We start from the raw sequence: 19,446 nt of genomic DNA on the forward strand, positions 1-19,446 counted from the left end.
GCAGCGGCTTTCAACGGCCGGCCATGGCGTCCCGGATCATTGCATCATAACCGCCGGGATCCTGCAGCATGGCGAAATGGCTGGCATCCTTGAGGATGACAAGTTTTGCGCCTGGGATCTCCTTTGCCATCATCTCCGTATGGTCGAGCTTGACGGCCTCGTCATGGTCGCCGATGGCAAGCGTGACGGGTACGGTGATCTTCCCAAGGTCAGCCGCCGTCCAGTTCGGCTGCGTCTCCCACATCCGGGAGATCTGCGCGACGAAGGCGTCATATTCGTTCGGCGTCGGCGACAGCTTCCTATACTGCTCCCCGGCGACATTGATGTATTCGTTGAAGGTCTTGTTGTTCATGACATCGTCCTTGACGCCATCTGTCGTGACATTCGCTGCCTGGGCAATGACCCGCGTGAGCTTTTCCGGATGTTTCATCGCCATGTCGATGCCGATGATGCCGCCGTCCGACCATCCCACCAGCGTCACCTTGTCGATCTTCAGATAATCGAGAAGGGCTGCATAATCAGATGTCATCAGATCATAGCCAAAGGGCTGCTGGCTGCGCGTCGAGCGGCCGTGACCGCGGCTGTCGGCAACGATGACCAGATGATCCCTCGCGAATTCGGCGACCTGGCGACCCCAGACATCGGCATTTCCAAGGCCGCCATGGATGAAGAGGATCGGGTCGCCCTCACCATATTCGGCGTAATACATCTTGATGTCGTTGACATCGGCCATGCCACTGATCTTCGGCGCGGGCATCGAAGGAAAGGCCGGAAGCTCGGCCCAGCGTTCGGCGGCTTGGGCGCCGGCAAGGATCAGGAACAACGAAAAGAACGTCAGTATTCCGGTAATTCTGCGCATGATTTCCCCTCGGGCCGCCATGGCCCCGGGGGAAACATATTGCATCGTCAACGGCTGGCAATTGCCAGAGCAGTCACAAATCGGACGGGCTCAGGCAAAAACGCGCTTGGGACGAAATTCGCCCTGGCCGATCTCGCCGATCGCGATCAGCTTGCCGCGCGCCGTCGCATAGGCTTCGCTCTCGGCAATCGGCGCATCCCGGCCGCGTACCAGGATCGGATTACCCATCTTCAGCCTGTGCGCCTGGTCGTCGTTGATGACGAGATGGGGCAGCGCCGAAAGCGCCTCGCAGGTGTCGATCAGCAGCGCGTCGAGGGCGGCGAGCCGCTCGTCCATGTCCTCGATCGCTTCCAGCGCCACCAGGTCGGCGAGCGGCACCATGGCGTCCTCCGCGAAGGGCGCGACGAAGGTGCGCCGCAGGCCGGATATGTGACCGTAGCAGCCGAGCTCGCGGCCGAAATCGCGAGCGAGCGCCCGCACATACGTGCCCTTGCCGCATTCCACTTCGAAATGGGCGGTATTGGCGTCAGGGCAGGCAAGCAGGGTCAGCCGAAAGATCTCCACTTCCCGCGACGGGATCTCGACGGCTTCACCGTCGCGCGCCAGGTCATAGGCGCGTTCTCCCGCTATCTTGATTGCGGAAAACTGCGGCGGCACCTGGCTGATGGTGCCGATATATTTCGGCAGGATATCGCGGATATGCTGTTCGCTTGGCCGCTTGTCCGAGCTCTGAGTGACCTCGCCTTCGAGATCGTCCGTGGCGCGCTCCTCGCCCCAGCTGACGGTGAATTCGTAGATTTTGCGGCCGTCCATCACATAGGGAACGGTCTTGGTCGCATCGCCGAGCGCGATCGGCAGCATGCCGGAGGCGAGCGGATCGAGCGTGCCGGCATGGCCGGCCTTCTGCGCCTTGTAGAGCCACTTGATCTTGGAAACGGCTTCCGTCGAGCCGAAATCCACCGGCTTGTCTAGGATCAGCCAGCCGGAAATCGGTCGGCCCTTGGGTTTGCGTGGTTTGGACATCAGTCTCTTCTGTTATTGTTCGTCGTTGTCGCCGTCGAGGTCTCGGCTCACCTCCGGCGAACGCAGCAGCTCGTCGATCTTCTTGTAATTGTCGAAACTGGTATCGTCCCGGAAGCGTACCTCCGGCATGTATTTCATCTGCCGGAGCTGTGGTCCGAGCCGGCCGCGGATGAATTTCGCATGGCGGTTCAAAGCCTCGATGACGATGCTGTGGTCGGAAACGCCGAGCGGCGTCACGTAAGCCGTGGCGATCTTGAGATCAGGCGACATGCGCACTTCGGAGATCGAAATCACCGTCGCCTCGATGATGTCGTCGCGCACTTCGCCGCGCTGCAGCACCTGAGTGATTGCGGCGCGGACCTGTTCGCCAACGCGCAGCATGCGCTGCGAAGGCGCGGAAGATGTTGGTCTGGTCATTGTTATCTCTGTTTGCCGATGCGGCTGGGAATCGAACCCGTCAAAGGAGAGCGTCCATGACTCTTTTGGCCGAAAAGGTCAAGCCGGCAGATAGAAAAGCCACCCGCCGGATAGCGGATGGCTTTGTAAAGCTGCTGTGACGCCGAGGATTAGAGCGTCCGCGTGATATGTTCGACGCGGAAGCACTCGATGACGTCGCCGACGCGCATGTCTTCATAGTTTTCAAAGGCCATGCCGCACTCCTGGCCCATCGGCACTTCGGAGACTTCGTCCTTGAAGCGCTTGAGGGTCTTGAGCTTGCCTTCGTGAACGACGACGTCGTCGCGGATGAGGCGTACACCGGCCCCGCGCTCGACCTTGCCTTCGACGACACGGCAGCCTGCGACCTTGCCGACCTTGGTGATGTTGAACACTTCCAGGATCTCGGCATTGCCGATGAAGGTCTCGCGCCGTTCCGGAGACAGGAGGCCCGACATCGCTGCCTTCACGTCATCCACGAGGTCGTAGATGATGTTGTAGTAGCGGATCTCGATGCCCTGACGCTCCGCGAACTGGCGCGCCTGCGCATTGGCGCGAACGTTGAAGCCGATAATGGCCGCGTTCGAGGCTTCGGCGAGCGAAATATCCGACTCGGTGATGCCGCCTGCGCCCGAATGGACGATGCGGGCACGCACCTCGTCGGTGCCGAGCTTTTCCAGTGCGCCGGCGATCGCTTCGATCGAACCCTGCACGTCGCCCTTGATGACAAGCGGGAATTCCTTGATTCCGGTGCTCTGCATCTGCGTCATCATCTGTTCCAGCGAACCGCGCTGTCCCGACTGGCGGGCAGCCGCCTTGTCGCGGGCAAGACGCTGGCGGTATTCCGAGATTTCGCGGGCGCGGCTCTCGCTCTCGACCACTGCGAACTTGTCACCCGCCTGCGGCGTGCCGGAAAGGCCGAGCACTTCGACCGGCATCGCCGGCGGCGCTTCCTTCATATGGTCGCCCTTGTCGTTGACGAGGGCGCGCACGCGGCCCCAGACGTCGCCTGCGACGATGATCTGGCCCGGCTTCAGCGTACCGTTCTGAACGAGAACCGTGGCAACCGAGCCGCGGCCGCGATCGAGCTGGGCTTCGATGACGGTACCTTCGGCAGTGCGGTTCGGATTGGCCTTGAGGTCGAGGATTTCCGCCTGCAGCAGAACGGCTTCGAGCAGCTTGTCAAGGTTCTTGCCTGTTTTGGCCGAGACTTCGACGTCAAGCGTTTCACCGCCCATCGATTCCACGAAGACTTCGTGTTGCAGAAGCTGGTTGCGCACCTTCTGCGGATCGGCTTCGTGCTTGTCGATCTTGTTGATCGCCACGATGATCGGAACACCGGCCGCCTTGGCGTGATTGATCGATTCGATTGTCTGCGGCATGACGCTGTCGTCAGCTGCCACGACCAGAATCGCGATGTCGGTCGCCTGCGCGCCGCGGGCGCGCATCGCCGTGAAGGCGGCGTGGCCGGGGGTGTCGATGAAGGTGATCTTCTGGCCGTTCTGCTCCACTTGATAGGCGCCGATATGCTGCGTGATACCGCCGGCTTCGCCGGCAACCACGTTGGCATGGCGGATGGCGTCGAGCAGCGAGGTCTTGCCGTGGTCGACGTGGCCCATGATGGTGACCACGGGCGGACGCGAAACGCGATCGCCTTCGACGTCGGCGATGTCAAAGATGCCGAGTTCGACGTCGGATTCAGAGACACGCTTGACGGTATGGCCGAATTCGCCGGCGATGAGTTCGGCGAGGTCGGCGTCGATGACATCGCCCGGCTTCATCATCTGGCCTTCCTTCATCAGGAACTTGATGACGTCGACGGCGCGTTCGGACATGCGCTGCGACAGCTCCTGAATGGTGATGGTCTCAGGCAGGACCACTTCGCGGGAGATCTTCTCGCGAGTTTCCTGCATCTGACTGCGGCGGAACTTTTCCTGCCGGCGGCGCATCGCCGAGAGCGAGCGGCCCCGGGCATTGTCGTCTCCGTCGACGTCGGCCGTGGTGATCGTCAGCTTGCCGCGGCGGCGCTCCTCATCCGTCTTCGGACGGGTGGTGACCGGCTTTGCGGGTTCCGGGCGAATGACGCGGCCACGGGCCGGACCGCCGCGTGCAGCACCGCGATCATCGTCGTCGCCGTCGTCGCGACGGCCGCGGACACCAGCCGGTGCCGTAGCGCCGGGCGCCGGGCGGGCGGCAGCCGGTGCTCCGGCGCCATCGGGCCGGCGCGCAGCCGGCGCCGGCGATGCCGGCCTGGGAGCGTTCGGACGGGCTTCGGCGACGGCAGGAGCCTGTGCAGCGGCTGCCGGTTCGGCGGCAGCGGACGCCTCTGCCTGGCGGACAGCCTCTTCGGCTGCCCGGCGGGCGGCCTCTTCGGCTTCGGCTGCCTTGCGGATCACCTCTTCGGCGGCACGGCGCTTTTCTTCCTCGGCACGGCGGATCGCATCCTGGGCGTCACGCGCCTGGGATTCGGCCAGCGCACGGCGGCGCGCATCCATCTCTTCCGGCGACAGATGGTTCAGAACCACCGGGCGCGGACGATCGTTCGGACGCGACGGCTGATAGGACTGCTGCGGACGCTGGTTGGTCTGGTTACTGCCCGGCTGATGAATCCTCGGCGCCGGCGTCGACTGCTGCGGACGCGCCTGAGCAGGTGCCGGCGCTGGTTCGGCTGCGCGAACCGGGGCTGCGGGGGCAGCGGGCGTGATCGGCTTTTCGTCTTCCGGGCGCATCGGGCGCCGCTTGCGGGTCTCGACCACGACCGCTTTGGTGCGACCCCGACCCATATCCTGGCGAACGGTGCCCTGGCTCATCCCCGATGGTTTCAGGGTAAGCGTCTTCTTGCCCGTTACGCTGATTGTCTTGTCGTCGTTACTATCGGTCATTCGTTCCCGTTCCTTCGGACAGGGAGCGATGACTAGATCAGACCCTGTCGTTCAAATACTGTCGATCAATGAGAATGAGACCGGCCGATGCCGGTGACCGCCTCATTGTTTTTGCCGGCCAGCGCCGCCCGCTGCCCGGGACTGACCGCCAATACGGTACTGTTCGAGCATCTTTGCGCGCTTCACTACACCCTCACCCGCCTGCCCTGCAAGCACTGCGGCATGGATAAAAGCATTCTGGCCCATCAGGCCCTCCATTTCGCTCTCCGAGAAGAAACGGTAGGAAGGTATCTCCTCCTCGGTCTCCATTCCGAGGTGCCAGGCCTTGCGGGCCTGGTCGATTTTTCGCACTCCGTCATCCGCTGCGTCAGTCGCGTGGAACACCGCAAGGGCTGCTCCACTTCTGACCGCGGCATCCACTTTCGAGGCGCCGCTGACGAACTGGCCGGCTTTGCGCGCCATGTTCATCATCTGCATTAATTGCGCCGCCAGCAGCCGGTCGACGCTCGCGCCGAGATCGTCCGCGGCCTTCGCATCGCTCTTCAATGCGCGGGCGAATAGTTTTTTCGCCACCGCCTTGTCGACCAGCGACCGGTCGGCTTTCACCCAGCAGCCGCGTCCCGGAAGCTCGCGCTTCAGGTCGGCGACAACGGTTCCATCGGGAGCCGCTACGAAGCGGATCAGCTCTTCCGGCGATCCGCTTTCGCGCGTCACGATGCACATGCGTCCGTTCACGTCATACCCTGCAAGATCGTCGTCCTCAGGAAGAGCGTTCGGCTCATGCGCGGTCATCATGCTTCCTGTTCGGCTTCGGTGACCTCTTCTTCGGTCGCGTTCGCCAGGTCCTCTTCGGTAATCCAGCCGGCCGCTAGACGCGCTTGCACGATCATCTGCTCGGCTTCGACACGCGAGACGTCGAACTTCGAGAACAGGCCTTCGAACTTCTTCGTTTCGCCGTTCTTGCGTTCCGTCCAGCCGACGAGGTCATCGGCAGCGCAGCCGGCGAAGTCCTCGATCGTCTTGATGCCGTCCTCGCCGAGCGCCACCATCATCTGGGCAGTCATGCCGTCGATCTGGCGCAACTCGTCCTGAACGCCGAGCGCCTTGCGCTTCTCGTCCATCTCGGCTTCGAGACGCTCGAGGAATTCGCGGGCGCGCTGCTGGATTTCCTGCGCCGTCTCTTCGTCGAAACCGTCAATCGAGGAGATTTCGTCGAGATCGACATAGGCAAGTTCCTCGACGGCGGCAAAGCCTTCAGATGCCAGAACCTGGCCGACCATTTCGTCGACATCGAGCGAATCCATGAACAGGTTGGTGCGCTCGTTGAATTCCTTCTGACGGCGTTCCGATTCCTCGGCCTCCGTCATGATGTCGATATCCCAGCCGGTCAGCTGCGAGGCGAGGCGGACGTTCTGGCCGCGGCGGCCGATTGCAAGCGACAGCTGCTCGTCGGGAACAACGACTTCGATGCGCTCAGCGTCCTCGTCGAGAACGACCTTGGCGACTTCCGCCGGCTGCAGGGCGTTGACCACGAAGGTCGCCGGGTCCTGGCTCCACGGGATGATGTCGATCTTCTCGCCCTGCAGTTCGCCGACGACGGCCTGAACGCGCGAGCCGCGCATACCGACGCAGGCGCCGACCGGATCGATCGAACTGTCGTTCGAGATCACCGCGATCTTGGCGCGCGAACCCGGATCGCGGGCGACCGACTTCACCTGGATGATGCCGTCGTAAATCTCAGGCACTTCCATGGTGAAGAGCTTCACCATGAACTGCGGGTGCGTGCGCGACAGGAAAATCTGCGGGCCGCGTTGCTCGCGACGCACATCATATACGTATGCACGGACGCGATCGCCATAGCGCACGTTCTCGCGCGGGATCATTTCATCGCGGCGGATGATGCCTTCACCGCGGCCGAGATCGACGATGACATTGCCGTATTCGACGCGCTTGACGGTGCCGTTGACGATTTCGCCGACGCGATCCTTGAATTCGTCGAACTGACGGTCGCGCTCGGCCTCACGCACCTTCTGCACGATCACCTGCTTGGCGGACTGTGCGGCGATGCGGCCGAAATCCATTGGCGGCAGCGGGTCGGCGATGAAATCGCCGAGGGCTGCGTCCGGATTGCGGTCGCGGGCAAGCTCCAGCGGGATCTGCGTCGAATAATCCTCGGCCTTGTCGACGACTTCGAGCAGACGCTGCAGACGGATTTCACCGGTCTTCGGATTGATGTCGGCCCGGATGTTGGACTCGGTGCCGTAACGGGAGCGCGCCGCCTTCTGGATGGCATCGGCCATTGCGGCAAGCACGATCTCCCGGTCGATGACTTTTTCGCGCGCCACTGCATCTGCGATCTGCAGAAGTTCGAGCCGGTTCGCACTGACTGCCATTGTTTTGTTTCTCCGTCTTTACTCCAGGGTTCCCGTCCCTGCAGCGGTCTATTGATCGGTTATTCCTGGTCGTCTGCTTCGTTCTGGTTCGCGGCCTGCGCTTTCGCCAGCTTGTCGGCGCGCAATGCATCGCGGATCAGATCGTCGGTGAGAATGAGCTTCGCATCGCTAAGCGCCGTGAAGGGGATGGTGACGTTCAGCTCTTCTCCATAGGTAACCTGGTCACGCTCCAGCGTGAATCCATCAGCGTCGGCTTCGACGATCTTGCCGCGGAAGCGCTTGCGGTTGCCGATCATGATCGACGTCTCGCATTTCACTAGGTGACCTTGCCAGCGGACAAAATCGGATTTCCGCACCATCGGACGGTCGATGCCGGGCGAGGACACCTCAAGATGATACTCTTTATCGATTGGATCTTCCACATCGAGGACCGGAGAAATCGCCATCGAGACCTCTTCGCAGTCCTGAACCGTCATCGTGCCGTCATTGCGCTCGGCCATGACCTGCATCGTCATGCCGTTCTGGTTCAGCATGCGCACACGGATGAGCCGGAATCCCATGCCGACAAGCACGGGTTCGATGATATCGGCAAGACGCAGGTCGAGCCCGGTTTCGGTAATCAGTCGCGGCTCAAGTTCGTTGTCTGCGTTTGTCATGTCCGACAAGCGGTGCGCTCCTCGCAATTTCCTGCTGTCCAGGCGATCGCGCTAATAAAAAAGAGCGGGTCCTTGCGGCCCACTCTTCATCAAGCGATCAAGAATTTGAGAGCCATATAGTCGGGTTTTTCCGAAATTGCAAGGTCTTCGACCAATTCCGCCGATTCATGCCGGGCGAGGGGAAGGCCTATGGCCAGCGATCATCTTCCGCATATATTGCCGTTGGCGCACAATAACAAAAGCGGGAGACATCGTGGGCTATACCTCGTCGACACTGGCGCCCTTGCGGCACGATACCTACCGCACCATCTGGTTCGCCAGCCTTTCCTCGAATTTCGGCGGCCTGATCCAGGCGGTGGGTGCTGCATGGATGATGACGACGATCACCACCTCTGAGGATATGGTCGCGCTGGTGCAGACCTCGACGGCGCTGCCGATCATGCTGTTTTCGCTGATATCGGGGGCGTTGGCCGATAATTTTGATCGCCGCCGGGTCATGCTGACGGCCCAGTGCATGATGCTGACGGTTTCGGCCTTGCTGACGGCCACCGCCCTTCTCGGCTTGGTCACCCCCTGGCTGCTCCTGTTCTTCACCTTTCTGATCGGCTGCGGCACTGCGCTCAACAATCCCTCATGGCAGGCCTCAGTCGGCGATATGGTGCCGCGGACCGATCTGCCGGGCGCGGTCACGCTGAACAGCATGGGCTTCAACATCACCCGCAGCGTCGGCCCGGCGATCGGCGGCGTCATCGTGGCGGCAGCCGGCGCGGCCGCGGCCTTCGCGGTGAACACCGTGAGTTATTTTCCTTTGATCTATGCCCTGCTGCGCTGGCGGCCGAATATGCCAGTCTCGACCCTGCCGCGCGAAGCGCTGGGCAGCGCTGTCTTCGCGGGCCTGCGTTATGTCTCCATGTCGCCCAATCTCGAAAAGGTTCTCGCCAGGGGCCTGATCTTCGGCATCGGCGCCAGTTCCATCCTGGCGCTGCTGCCGGTCGTGGCGCTCGATCTCGTTGCCGGCGGCCCGCTGACCTATGGCTTCATGCTTGGCGCCTTCGGCGTCGGCGCGATCGGAGGCGCTGTTCTGAATGCGAGGCTTCGCCAGATGCTGTCCAGCGAGACGATCATCCGGCTGGCCTTCGCTGGCTTTGCGCTGAGCGCCGTCATCGCCGCCGTCAGTCCGAGCGCCGTCCTGACCTCCGCCGGGCTGCTCGTCTCGGGCGCCTGCTGGGTCTCGGCGCTGTCGCTTTTCAACACCATCGTCCAGCTGTCGACGCCGCGCTGGGTGGTGGGCCGGGCGCTGTCGCTCTACCAGACCGTCACCTTCGGCGGCATTGCCGGCGGCAGCTGGCTTTGGGGTGTGGCCGCTGATCGCTATGGCGTCGCCGATGCGCTGCTGATGTCATCAGTGGTCATGCTGCTCGGCGTTGCGATCGGCCTGCGTTTTTCGATGCCAGCCTTCGCTTCGCTCAATCTCGATCCCTTGAACCGCTTCACCGCGCCGGCGCTCAGCCTCGACATCACGCCGCGTAGCGGCCCGATCGTCATCCAGGTCGATTACGAGATTGCCGACGACGATCTTGCGGAATTCATGGTGCTGATGGGTGAGCGCCGCCGCATCCGCATCCGCGACGGCGCCCGCAACTGGGCGCTGATGCGCGATCTCGAAAATCCCGGGCTGTGGACGGAGACCTACCATACGCCGACCTGGGTCGAATATATCAGACACAACCAACGGCGCACGCAGGCCGATGCCGAAAACATCGACAGGCTGCGCGCGCTCCACCGCGGCAAAGGTCCGCCCCATGTTCACCGAATGATCGAGCGCCAGGCGATCCCGCCAGGCGACGATGTCTTCCATAAGGCGCCGATCGATCTGCATCATTGAGAGAGTCATGCACAGTTTCAGGCTTGCCCGCCTATCCGATCTTGCTGCCATCGTACGGCTTCTGGCCGACGATGATCTCGGCGGCGCCAGGGAAATCGTCTCCGATCCCGTCGATGCACGTTATCTCTCGGCCTTCGCCGCGATCGAGGCGGATGCCAACCAGCTGCTGGCTGTCGCGACCGATGCGACCGACCAGGTCGTCGGCTGCCTGCATCTGAGCTTTCTTCCCGGCCTCTCCCGGACCGGCATGTGGCGCGGTCAGATCGAAAGCGTGCGCATCGCAAGAGAGTGTCGCGGATCGGGCCTCGGCGCACAGTTCATCGAATGGGCGCTTGCCCAAAGTATCGAGCGCGGCTGCGGCCTCGTGCAGCTGACATCCGACAAGACGCGGAAAGACTCGATCCGCTTCTACGAGAAGCTCGGTTTCGTCGCCAGCCACGAAGGGCTGAAGCGCAACCTCTGAGGCCCGCTATTTCAGCTTGCCCTTCATGGCGGCTTCGGGAAAGCAGGTCGGCTTCATGCCGTTCTTCGCCTGCCATTGGCCGATCGAGCGCCGCGTCTTGTAGCCGGGCAATCCGTCGGAACCGCCGACGTCATAGCCCTGCCGCTCCAGCGCCTTCTGCATGGCGGCGACGTCCGAACGCAGCATCTTGCCGACATCGCCCCACCTGCCTTCGAAGGCGCCGCCGTTAGAGCCGATCCGGTCCGCGAGATTGCCGATATAAAGCGCATAGAGATCTGAGTTGTTATACTCCTTGATGATGTAGAAATTCGGCGTGACGATGAATTCCGGCCCGTCGCGGCCGGCCGGAACAAGCATCATGCCTTGCGCCTTCATCTCACCTGCGGGAAAGGCCTTGCCGGAGATGCGCTCGATGCCGAGCGAGGCCCAGTGAGAAAGCGGCTTTGCGAGATCAGGTCCCTCCTGCGCGCAGGAGACCTCTTGCGGTATCGACACTTCGAAGCCCCAGTCACGATCGCGCTGCCAGCCCTTCTTGACCAGATAATTCGCAATCGAAGCGAGCGTATCCGGCACCGAGGTCCAGATGTTGCGGTGGCCGTCGCCGTCGAAATCCACCGCATATTTGAGATAGCTTGTCGGCATGAATTGCGGCTGGCCGAGCGCGCCGGCCCATGAGCTCTTGAAATCGGCAGGCGTGACGTCACCCCCGTCGAGAATATGGAGTGCTGCCACCAGCTCGGTGCGGAACATCTCCTTGCGCGTCGACATGAATGCCTTGGTCGCCAGCACTTCGATCGCCGAATTCGGGATTTTCGCGGCTCCGAAGCCCGTTTCGCGGCCCCAGATGGCAAGCACGATCGGGCCGGGCACTCCATAGGTCTTCTCGATCCGCTTCAGCGTCGAGCTATATTGTGCGGCAAAGCCGCGCCCCGTCAAGGCGAGCTTCTTCAGCTGGTCCTCGTTGAAATAGGGACCGGGCGAGGAGAATTCGGCCTGCGTCTGCTTCTGCTCCTTCGGCGGCGGGAAACCCGGCGGGGCGAGATCCGGCAGATTCCAGTTCAGCCTGATGTCAGAGAAGGCCGCCCTGAAGGTCTTCTCGGAGACACCGCCCGCCTTCGCCTCGGGCCAGAGGTCGCTCTGCACCCATTGTTCGAATTGCGCCTCGACATCGGCTTTCGAAGGGGCTGCGTGGGAGGGGAGGGGGAGGAAAGCGGCTGTTACGGCGAGCGCGACTATTCGCAGCATATGCAATCCCCTCATATCACTGTCCGCGCCCGCAGCGCCGCCGCAAGCGTGCCCTCATCGAGATAATCGAGTTCACCGCCAACCGGCACGCCGTGCGCCAGCCGTGTGATCTTCACATCGAGCCCCTGCAGCTGATCGGTGATGTAATGCGCCGTCGTCTGTCCCTCGACGGTGGCATTGACGGCGATGATCAGTTCGCGGATGCCGCCTTCGCCGATCCGGTCGATCAGCCCACGGATATTGAGATCATCGGGCCCGATCCCGTCGAGCGGCGACAGCGTGCCGCCGAGCACGTGATAGGCGGCGTTCATCGCGGCTGCCCGCTCCAGCGCCCAGAGATCCGAAACGTCCTCGACGACGATGATGACGGATTGATCGCGCTGCGTGTCGGTGCAGACGGTGCAGGGATCGACGGTGTCGACATTGCCGCAGCGCGAGCAGATCTTCACCTTGTCATAGGCTTCGCCCATCGCATTCGACAGCGGGCCGAGCAGCTGGTCCTTCTTCTTGATCAGATGCAAAGCCGCCCGGCGGGCCGAGCGCGGCCCGAGGCCCGGCACCTTCGCCAGAAGCTGGATGAGTTTTTCGATTTCGGGGCCGGTGACTCGTTTTGCCATGCGCCGTTCTTAACTGATATGGAACGAAAACGGAATCGCGGAAGGATCGGCTGCCCCATGAAAATCCTGGCACTCTGTATCGGCAATCCGGAAAGGCTGCCTGGCAAGAGCTACAAAACCGGCATCTTCAAGCGGGCCGTCAATGGTGCGGTGGTGATAGATGCCCAGGGGCTGGTCGGCGATGCGATCTGCAATCGCAAGCACCATGGCGGCGTTGATCAGGCGGTTTATGTCGAGGGATCGCTGACGCTCGACTGGTGGGCCAGCGAACTCGGCCGGCCGTACGAGCCCGGCACCTTCGGCGAAAACATGGTGATCTCAGGCCTCGACAATCGCGATGTCTGCGTCGGCGACCGGTTCATATCAGGCGATCTCATCCTCGAAGCCACAGCGTGCCGCATCCCCTGCGCGACCTTCGCCGCCAGGATGTCCGATCCGAAATTCGTCAAACGATACACCGTGGCCGCCCGTCCCGGCATCTATTGCCGCGTCATCCGCGGCGGAGTGGCCGAGGTCGGAACGCCGATCGAATACCAGGCTTTTCCTGGAGGCAAGGTGACGATGCCGGAACTGATGGAAACTTTCGGCCGACGGCTTTCGGAGCCAGACCGGACGCGATATCTCGCTGCTCCTATTCACTATAAGCTGCGGGCAATCCTGGAAGCTCCGCGCTGAGAATACCAGATCGCCTGCCTGCTATTAAAACGGCAGCTTGAAGCCGGGCGGGATCGGCAGACCGGCAGTGAGCGCCTTGGTCTTTTCGGCGGCGAGCGCCTCGGCCTTGTCCTTGGCGTCCTTGTGGGCGGCGACGATGAGATCCTCGAGGATCTCGACATCGTCTTCCTTGAAGAGCGACGGGTCGATCTTCAGGCTCTTGAGTTCGCCCTTGCCGGAGATGACGACGGTGACGAGGCCGCCGCCGGCCTTGCCTTCAGCCGTGAGCTCGGCGATCTCCGCCTGCATCTGCTCCATCTTGGCTTGCATTTCCTTGACTTTGCCCATCATGCCCATGATGTCGCGCATCTTCTCGCTCCTTCTTGAAACGTCAGAATTCTATGTCGTCGCCAGGCAGGATGTCACCTTCCTCTGATTCGGCGGCGGCCGGCGGCTTCGCCTCGCCTTCCTCTTCCGGCTCGGGCGCCCGCACGCGCACGTCGATGATTTTCGCACCCGGAAAATGCGCCAGGATCGCCGCCACGTCGGGATCCTGGCGGGCGTCGATGACCTGCTGTTCACGGGTCCTCGCCTCTGCTTCCACCATCGTCGGCCCGCCTTCCTCGCGGCTGGTGCTGACGATCCAGTGGATCCCAGTCCATTCCTTGAGTTTGACGGCGAGCTCGTTGAGCAGCGTGTTCGGGGCGCCTTCGGTAAGGTTGACATCAAGCCGCCCGGTCTCAAGGCGCACCGGCCGCACGAAGTTGCGTACCAGCGCCTTCAGCTTGACATCGCGCTTTTCGCTGGCGAGGTCGACGATATCGCCGATGGAATTGATAGAGACGAGCGGCTTCGCAGCCTCTGCGGCCTTGGCCTCGGTGCGGCCGATCGTCTGCGGCTCCGGATTGGGCACGGCGCGCAGCATCGCGGTCGGTCCCGAGGGCTGCGGTCGTGGTGTCGGCTCCGGCGCGCGTGCCGCGACACTGCTCTGATAGGGAACCCGCGTGCCATTGCCGCCGCCACTGCCGGAGGGCGAGGAGGGCCGCTGGCCGGCATTGTCGCCAGAAAATTCGGCAAGCCGCCGTGCCGCATCCTCGGGCGCCGGCAAATGGGCTGCATGAGCAAGCCGGATCAGCACCATTTCGGCAGCACCGGCGGTGCGCGACGAGCTTTCCGTTTCAGGGATGCCCTTCAGCAGCATCTGCCAGATGCGCGACAGCGTCGTCACCGCAACACCCCTGGCGAATTCCGCCGCCTTGGTACGCTCGATTTCGCTCAGCGATGGGTCGTTTGCCGCATCCGGCACATATTTAAGGCGCGTCACCAGATGCGTGAAATCGGCGAGATCGGTGAGCACGACCACCGGATTGGCGCCGGCCTCGTACTGGTTCTGGAATTCACCGAGCGCGGCGGCGACGTCGCCTTTGACGATATGCTGGAAGAGATCGACGATCCGGGCGCGGTCGGCAAGGCCGAGCATGCCGCGCACGGCTTCCGCCTGCACGGCGCCCGCGCCATGCGCGATCGCCTGATCGAGCAGCGACAGGCCGTCGCGGGCAGAGCCTTCGGCGGCGCGCGCGATCATCGCCAGCGCATCCGGTTCCGCCTCGATGCCTTCCTTGGCCGCGATCGTCGTAAACAGCCCGACGAGATCCGACGCGCTGATGCGGCGCAGGTCGAAGCGCTGGCAGCGCGACAGCACGGTGATCGGCACCTTGCGGATTTCGGTGGTGGCGAAGATGAACTTCACATGCTCCGGCGGCTCTTCCAGGGTCTTCAAGAGACCGTTGAAGGCCTGGGTCGACAGCATATGCACTTCGTCGATGATGTAAACCTTGTAGCGCGCCGAAACCGGCCGATAGCGCACTTGCTCGATGATCTCTCTTATATCGTCGATGCCGGTGTGCGAAGCGGCATCCATTTCGATCACGTCGACATGCCGGCCTTCCATGATCGCCTGGCAGTGCTCGCCCGGCACACGCAGGTCGATCGTCGGCTTATCGACATCTGCTGTCTTGTAGTTCAGCGCCCGCGCCAGGATGCGCGCCGTCGTCGTCTTGCCGACGCCGCGCACCCCGGTCAGCATATAGGCTTGCGCGATGCGGCCGGTCTCGAAGGCGTTGGTGAGTGTGCGGACCATCGGCTCCTGGCCGACCATCAGGTCCGTAAAATCCTTGGGGCGGTATTTGCGAGCCAGCACCCGGTATCCGGTGCCCGTCGAGGCGGCATCTTTTGATTGTCGCTCGGTATCGCTCATCGCCCTGCTTGTCGCCCGGAATTGTCAGGCATTTCGTGGAGAGAAGGTGGGAGGCTGGCACGATGACCCGTGCCGGGCTCGTTAGGGCTGCTTCCTTCCGGACCTGACCCGGTTGGCGAGTGGCTCGTCCACCACCAACCTCCCGGATGCACATATCGGCAATATCGTCATCAAAAGCAAGCCAACATGATAAAAAACTGCTAGTCCTTGGAAAACACGAGGAGATTGTCCCTTGAACGCCTTCGAGCTCGACCCCCGGCTGGAAAACGACAGCGTCAGCATCATGGTCACCGGTCTCTGTGATCTCAGATTGTCCAAGGACGCCCGCTGGCCCTGGCTCATTCTTGTGCCGCGCCGGGCTGACATCACCGAAATCTTCGAACTGACGCCGCTCGACCAGGTGCTGCTCGCCTTCGAGACGGAGCTGGTCGCAAATGCGCTCAAGAAGATTACCGGGGCGACAAAAATCAATGTCGGGGCTCTTGGCAATGTCGTCCGCCAGCTTCATGTTCATGTCATTGCCCGCTTCGAAGGCGACGCCAATTGGCCAGGCCCCGTCTGGGGCTTCGGGCGGGCAGAGCCCTACGAGGACGCAAAGAGAGACGAATTGACAGCAAAGCTGCGGGAAGCCCTTTCATCATGAGTCATTCGCTTTTCGATTCGGATGTGCCGCATCCGGAACCCAGCAATCTCACTGCTTTTGCAGCCAATGACCTCAACCGCGATTCCGAACATCGCGACGAACACTCCGTCGAAAGGGCGCTGGCGAGGGAAGGCACGCATATCTTCGCTTTCGCGAACGACAGGCTGGTGCTGAAGCATGACGGCCAGGTGCTCGATCCGCTCTTTGCCCGCTACGAGCTGCAGGAGCTTCGGCCGAATTGGGACGAGACGGTGCTGTTAGGCTACCGCAAAACGGGCGAGCCGCGCCTTGCCGTTCCCGTCGGCGTCGGTGTCGACGACCTTGCCAGCCAATATAAGCCGGCGGATGGCCGCACCCTGTTTCGCGAGATGCTGATCGACGAGGTGCTGCTCGGAGAATTCGCCCAGGCCGCAAGCCTCATCCGCTGGAACGGCGACAACCGCTTCTGCGGCCGCTGCGGCGCGGCGATGGAGATCCATATCGGCGGCTACAAGCGCGTCTGCACCGCCTGCGAGCACATGATCTTCCCCCGTACCGATCCTGTTGTCATCATGCTGACGATCGATGAGACGCGCGATCTCTGCCTGCTCGGACGCAGCCCGCATTTCGCCCCCGGCATGTATTCCTGTCTTGCCGGCTTCGTCGAGCCCGGCGAGACCATCGAGAGCGCCGTGCGCCGCGAGACGCTTGAGGAATCCGGCATCCGCACCGGCCGTGTCCGCTATCATGCGTCGCAGCCCTGGCCGATGCCGCATTCGCTGATGATCGGCTGTTACGCCGAGGCGAAGTCCACCGAGATCAAGCGCGATGAGACCGAATTGGAGGATTGCCGCTGGTTCACTCGCGAGGAGACGCTTGAGATGCTCGAGCGCCCAGGCGCCAACGGCAAGGCCTCGCCGCCGAAAGGTGCGATCGCCCACCGCCTGATGCGCGACTGGGTGGAGTGGAAGCGCTAGTGCCATGCCTGTCGCCCGTTCGGAACGGCTGCTGACGCTGCTCCAGACGCTTCGGCGTTATCGCAGGCCGGTGACTGGAACTGTTCTTGCCCAGGAAACCGGCGTCAGCCTGCGCACGCTCTATCGCGATATTGCCAGCCTGCAGGCTCAAGGTGCGATGATCGAAGGCGAAGCCGGCATCGGCTACGTGCTGAAGCCAGGCTTCATGCTGCCGCCGATGATGTTTTCCGAAGAAGAGCTGGAAGCACTGGTGCTTGGCTCGCGCTGGGTCGCTCGCGCCGCCGAGCCGCGCCTTGCCGGCGCCGGCGCCGACGCGCTGGCCAAGATCGCTGCCGTGCTGCCGGCCGATATGCGCGAGATGATCGATTCGGCAGCCCTCTTCGTCGGCCCCAAACGTCGGGACGAAGACAGTGCCGATGTCTCGGCCATCCGCAAGGCCATCCGCCTGGAGCGTATCCTCGAACTGCATTATGGTGACGAGCAGGGCCGCATCTCGCGGCGCCGCGTCTGGCCTTTCGCACTCGGCTATTTTGAGCATGTGCGCGTGCTGATGGCCTGGTGCGAGCTGCGCCAGGATTTTCGCCATTTCCGCACCGACCGCATCATCGACATGGCGTTGCACGACGTTCGCTATCCGCGCCGCCGCACGGTGCTCCTCAAGGAATGGCGCGAGACGCAGGACGTGCCGATCGAGAGGTGAATGCTGCTGCCATAAACTGTCAGTAGTTGGAGCTATGATTAGCCTCAATCCACTACAGCGTCGCGCCTCTTTAGACGCAGGACGCTGTAGCATCCAGGTTCAGCGCATCGTGCCGATGCGCCAGGGAAGGAGTACTGATCATGGCAACGTCTCCAGTGTTCCAGCAAGCCGGCGACCGTTTTGCAGTTGACACCTTTGCCGATGTCATCTCGGCTGAAACTTTCGCCGATGTCGGGCAGTCCGGGCACTCCGGGCTTCTGCGCCGGGTCATGAACGTCTTTCGGATTCGCAGTGCAAACCACACCAGCCTCGATATCGAGGCAGCACCGGATTGCCGCAAGCGCGACCTCGGTTTCATCGATGGACGCGACCCGCGCCGCGGGAACCGTTTCCCGCTCTAATCCGCCTCAACAATCCGCCCGACGAGAATGGGCGCAGTTATTGCTGCGCCTCCCTATCCTGCTGCCACGAATTGTCAGCAGAAGATCGTCCTACGCATGTTTTTATCAGTAAGGGGAGAACCGATATGACCAGCCCGAACCTCATCATTCTCTACGTCAAGGACCCGGCGGAGAGTGCGAGCTTCTACCGCAATCTATTGAACCGCGAACCGGCCGTCGAGGCGCCGAATTTCGTCGCCTTTCCGCTCGATGGCGGCTTCACCCTTGGCCTTTGGCGGCGCAGCAAGGTCGAGCCGCAGCCGTCGGCCATCGGCAACCGAGGCGAGGTAGCCTTCATGGTGAACGGGGAAAATGCCGTCGCCAAGCAATATGAGGACTGGCGTCAGCGCGGCTTGCCGATCGCCCAGGAATTAACCGAGCTTGATTTCGGCCCGACCTTCGTCGTGCTCGATCCGGACGGGCATCGGCTGCGTGTCTGCGAGCCGGACAAGTAATGCCAGAGCGCGAGGTCTGTTAAAGCAGGCCTCGCATCGCATGCCCCTTGTAGACGCCGAGGATTCGCACCTTTTCGGAGAAGAAGCGCAGTTCCTCCAATGCCCGGCGAACATTCGGGTCGTTCGGATGGCCTTCGATATCGGCGTAGAATTGCGTCGCGACGAATTTTCCGCCGAGCTGATAGCTCTCCAGCTTCGTCATGTTGATATTGTTGGTGGCAAAACCGCCGAGCGCCTTGTAGAGCGCGGCCGGAATGTTGCGGACGTTGAAGACGAAGGTGGTGACGACCTTTTCCTCCGCCGAGCTCCGCTGCGCCCATTCCTCGTCGCGGGACAGGATGACGAAACGGGTGACGTTGTTTTCCGTATCCTCGACATTTTCGGCGACGATCTCCAGTCCGTAGAGATCGGCGGCAAGCCGCGGCGCAAGCGCCGCCATCGAGCGATCGCCGGTTTCCTTGACCAGCTTTGCCGCCCCCGCCGTATCGCCGGCGATCACGGGCTTCCAGCCGTGGGCACGCACGATCTTGCGGCACTGGCCGAGCGCATGGATGTGGCTGTGTACCGTGCGGATCTCGTCCTTGGTTACTCCCGGAAGCACCATCAGCTGAAAGCGGATCGGCATGAAATATTCGCCGATGATGTGCAGCCGCGATTCCGGCAGCAGATGGTGGATATCGGCGACGCGCCCGGCAATCGTGTTTTCGATCGGGATCATCGCGATATCGGCATCACCATTGTCGACCGCGGTGAACGCATCCTCGAAAGTCTGGCAGGGCAGCGGCTCCATGGTCGGAAACATGTCACGGCAGGCCATGTCGGAATTGGCGCCGAATTCACCCTGGAAGGCGATCCTGTTGGTCTTGATGTTCATGGGGTGATT

Annotated in this window: 20 protein-coding genes and 1 other RNA gene; 8 read left to right on the plus strand and 13 right to left on the minus strand. The window is 62.3% G+C overall.

Features of this window, described 5'->3' with window-relative positions; genetic code table 11:
• Positions 1–10: 10 nt before the first annotated feature.
• The 7 genes from J2J98_RS00575 to rimP form a co-directional block, all read right to left on the minus strand.
• The gene (locus J2J98_RS00575) at positions 11–859 is read right to left on the minus strand and encodes an alpha/beta fold hydrolase (RefSeq protein ID WP_064707540.1); all 849 of its coding nucleotides are present in this window, start codon (positions 857–859) and stop codon (positions 11–13) included.
• A gap of 90 nt (positions 860–949) precedes the next feature.
• Entirely contained in the window at positions 950–1,882 is a 933-nt protein-coding gene (gene truB / locus J2J98_RS00580; protein WP_207602064.1) for a tRNA pseudouridine(55) synthase TruB, read from the minus strand.
• A gap of 12 nt (positions 1,883–1,894) precedes the next feature.
• On the minus strand, positions 1,895–2,299 hold the full coding sequence (gene rbfA / locus J2J98_RS00585; protein ID WP_009993666.1) for a 30S ribosome-binding factor RbfA: 405 nt from the start codon (positions 2,297–2,299) through the stop codon (positions 1,895–1,897).
• A gap of 149 nt (positions 2,300–2,448) precedes the next feature.
• Positions 2,449–5,199: a translation initiation factor IF-2 gene (gene infB / locus J2J98_RS00590; protein ID WP_207602065.1), complete on the minus strand. Its 2,751-nt coding sequence runs from the start codon at positions 5,197–5,199 to the stop codon at positions 2,449–2,451.
• Positions 5,200–5,301: 102 nt separating this feature from the next.
• On the minus strand, positions 5,302–5,994 hold the full coding sequence (locus J2J98_RS00595) for an RNA-binding protein (RefSeq protein WP_197491935.1): 693 nt from the start codon (positions 5,992–5,994) through the stop codon (positions 5,302–5,304).
• Positions 5,991–7,592, minus strand: a complete 1,602-nt coding sequence (gene nusA, locus J2J98_RS00600) for a transcription termination factor NusA (protein WP_064707545.1) — start codon at positions 7,590–7,592, stop codon at positions 5,991–5,993. Before nusA ends, J2J98_RS00595 begins: the two co-directional genes overlap by 4 nt.
• A 59-nt stretch (positions 7,593–7,651) precedes the next feature.
• On the minus strand, positions 7,652–8,257 hold the full coding sequence (gene rimP / locus J2J98_RS00605; protein ID WP_207602066.1) for a ribosome maturation factor RimP: 606 nt from the start codon (positions 8,255–8,257) through the stop codon (positions 7,652–7,654).
• 244 nt (positions 8,258–8,501) lie between these two features.
• On the opposite strand from rimP, the gene J2J98_RS00610 reads away from it, so the two are divergent.
• Together J2J98_RS00610 and J2J98_RS00615 are read left to right on the plus strand one after the other, a co-directional pair.
• The gene (locus J2J98_RS00610; RefSeq protein ID WP_207602067.1) at positions 8,502–10,133 is read left to right on the plus strand and encodes an MFS transporter; all 1,632 of its coding nucleotides are present in this window, start codon (positions 8,502–8,504) and stop codon (positions 10,131–10,133) included.
• 7 nt (positions 10,134–10,140) lie between these two features.
• Positions 10,141–10,596: a GNAT family N-acetyltransferase gene (locus J2J98_RS00615; protein ID WP_207602068.1), complete on the plus strand. Its 456-nt coding sequence runs from the start codon at positions 10,141–10,143 to the stop codon at positions 10,594–10,596.
• 6 nt (positions 10,597–10,602) lie between these two features.
• Here J2J98_RS00615 and J2J98_RS00620 read toward each other — a convergent pair whose 3' ends face one another.
• A complete protein-coding gene (locus tag J2J98_RS00620; protein ID WP_207602069.1) occupies positions 10,603–11,841 on the minus strand; it encodes a lytic murein transglycosylase in 1,239 nt (412 codons plus the stop codon).
• Between the two features lie 11 nt (positions 11,842–11,852).
• Positions 11,853–12,458, minus strand: coding sequence for a recombination mediator RecR (recR, locus tag J2J98_RS00625; RefSeq protein WP_064711863.1), 606 nt, complete (start codon positions 12,456–12,458; stop codon positions 11,853–11,855).
• A 57-nt stretch (positions 12,459–12,515) separates the two neighbouring features.
• On the opposite strand from recR, the gene J2J98_RS00630 reads away from it, so the two are divergent.
• Positions 12,516–13,133 (plus strand): MOSC domain-containing protein, encoded by a 618-nt coding sequence (locus J2J98_RS00630; protein ID WP_171049217.1) that lies wholly within the window; start codon positions 12,516–12,518, stop codon positions 13,131–13,133.
• A 24-nt stretch (positions 13,134–13,157) separates the two neighbouring features.
• On the opposite strand, the gene J2J98_RS00635 is transcribed toward J2J98_RS00630, so the two are convergent.
• From J2J98_RS00635 to ffs, 3 genes are all read right to left on the minus strand, one after another.
• Positions 13,158–13,481 carry a YbaB/EbfC family nucleoid-associated protein gene (locus J2J98_RS00635; RefSeq protein WP_004676719.1) on the minus strand — a complete coding sequence of 108 codons (324 nt, stop codon included), beginning with the start codon at positions 13,479–13,481 and terminating at the stop codon, positions 13,158–13,160.
• Positions 13,482–13,503: 22 nt separating this feature from the next.
• Positions 13,504–15,369 carry a DNA polymerase III subunit gamma/tau gene (locus J2J98_RS00640; RefSeq protein ID WP_138394445.1) on the minus strand — a complete coding sequence of 622 codons (1,866 nt, stop codon included), beginning with the start codon at positions 15,367–15,369 and terminating at the stop codon, positions 13,504–13,506.
• A gap of 46 nt (positions 15,370–15,415) precedes the next feature.
• Positions 15,416–15,512: signal recognition particle sRNA small type (gene ffs / locus J2J98_RS00645), an RNA gene on the minus strand.
• An 89-nt stretch (positions 15,513–15,601) separates the two neighbouring features.
• On the opposite strand from ffs, the gene J2J98_RS00650 reads away from it, so the two are divergent.
• From J2J98_RS00650 to J2J98_RS00670, 5 genes are all read left to right on the plus strand, one after another.
• Entirely contained in the window at positions 15,602–16,012 is a 411-nt protein-coding gene (locus tag J2J98_RS00650) for an HIT domain-containing protein (protein WP_064707553.1), read from the plus strand.
• A complete protein-coding gene (gene nudC, locus J2J98_RS00655) occupies positions 16,009–16,968 on the plus strand; it encodes an NAD(+) diphosphatase (protein WP_207602070.1) in 960 nt (319 codons plus the stop codon). Before J2J98_RS00650 ends, nudC begins: the two co-directional genes overlap by 4 nt.
• A 4-nt stretch (positions 16,969–16,972) precedes the next feature.
• Positions 16,973–17,668, plus strand: coding sequence for a helix-turn-helix transcriptional regulator (locus J2J98_RS00660; protein ID WP_064707555.1), 696 nt, complete (start codon positions 16,973–16,975; stop codon positions 17,666–17,668).
• A gap of 140 nt (positions 17,669–17,808) precedes the next feature.
• Entirely contained in the window at positions 17,809–18,069 is a 261-nt protein-coding gene (locus J2J98_RS00665) for a hypothetical protein (RefSeq protein WP_207602071.1), read from the plus strand.
• Positions 18,070–18,194: 125 nt separating this feature from the next.
• Positions 18,195–18,563 carry a VOC family protein gene (locus J2J98_RS00670; RefSeq protein WP_138394441.1) on the plus strand — a complete coding sequence of 123 codons (369 nt, stop codon included), beginning with the start codon at positions 18,195–18,197 and terminating at the stop codon, positions 18,561–18,563.
• Between the two features lie 19 nt (positions 18,564–18,582).
• On the opposite strand, the gene J2J98_RS00675 is transcribed toward J2J98_RS00670, so the two are convergent.
• A complete protein-coding gene (locus J2J98_RS00675) occupies positions 18,583–19,437 on the minus strand; it encodes a prephenate dehydratase (RefSeq protein WP_064711858.1) in 855 nt (284 codons plus the stop codon).
• Positions 19,438–19,446: the final 9 nt, after the last annotated feature.

Source organism: Rhizobium bangladeshense (assembly GCF_017357245.1).
GTDB classification, from domain to species: Bacteria; Pseudomonadota; Alphaproteobacteria; order Rhizobiales; family Rhizobiaceae; genus Rhizobium; species Rhizobium bangladeshense.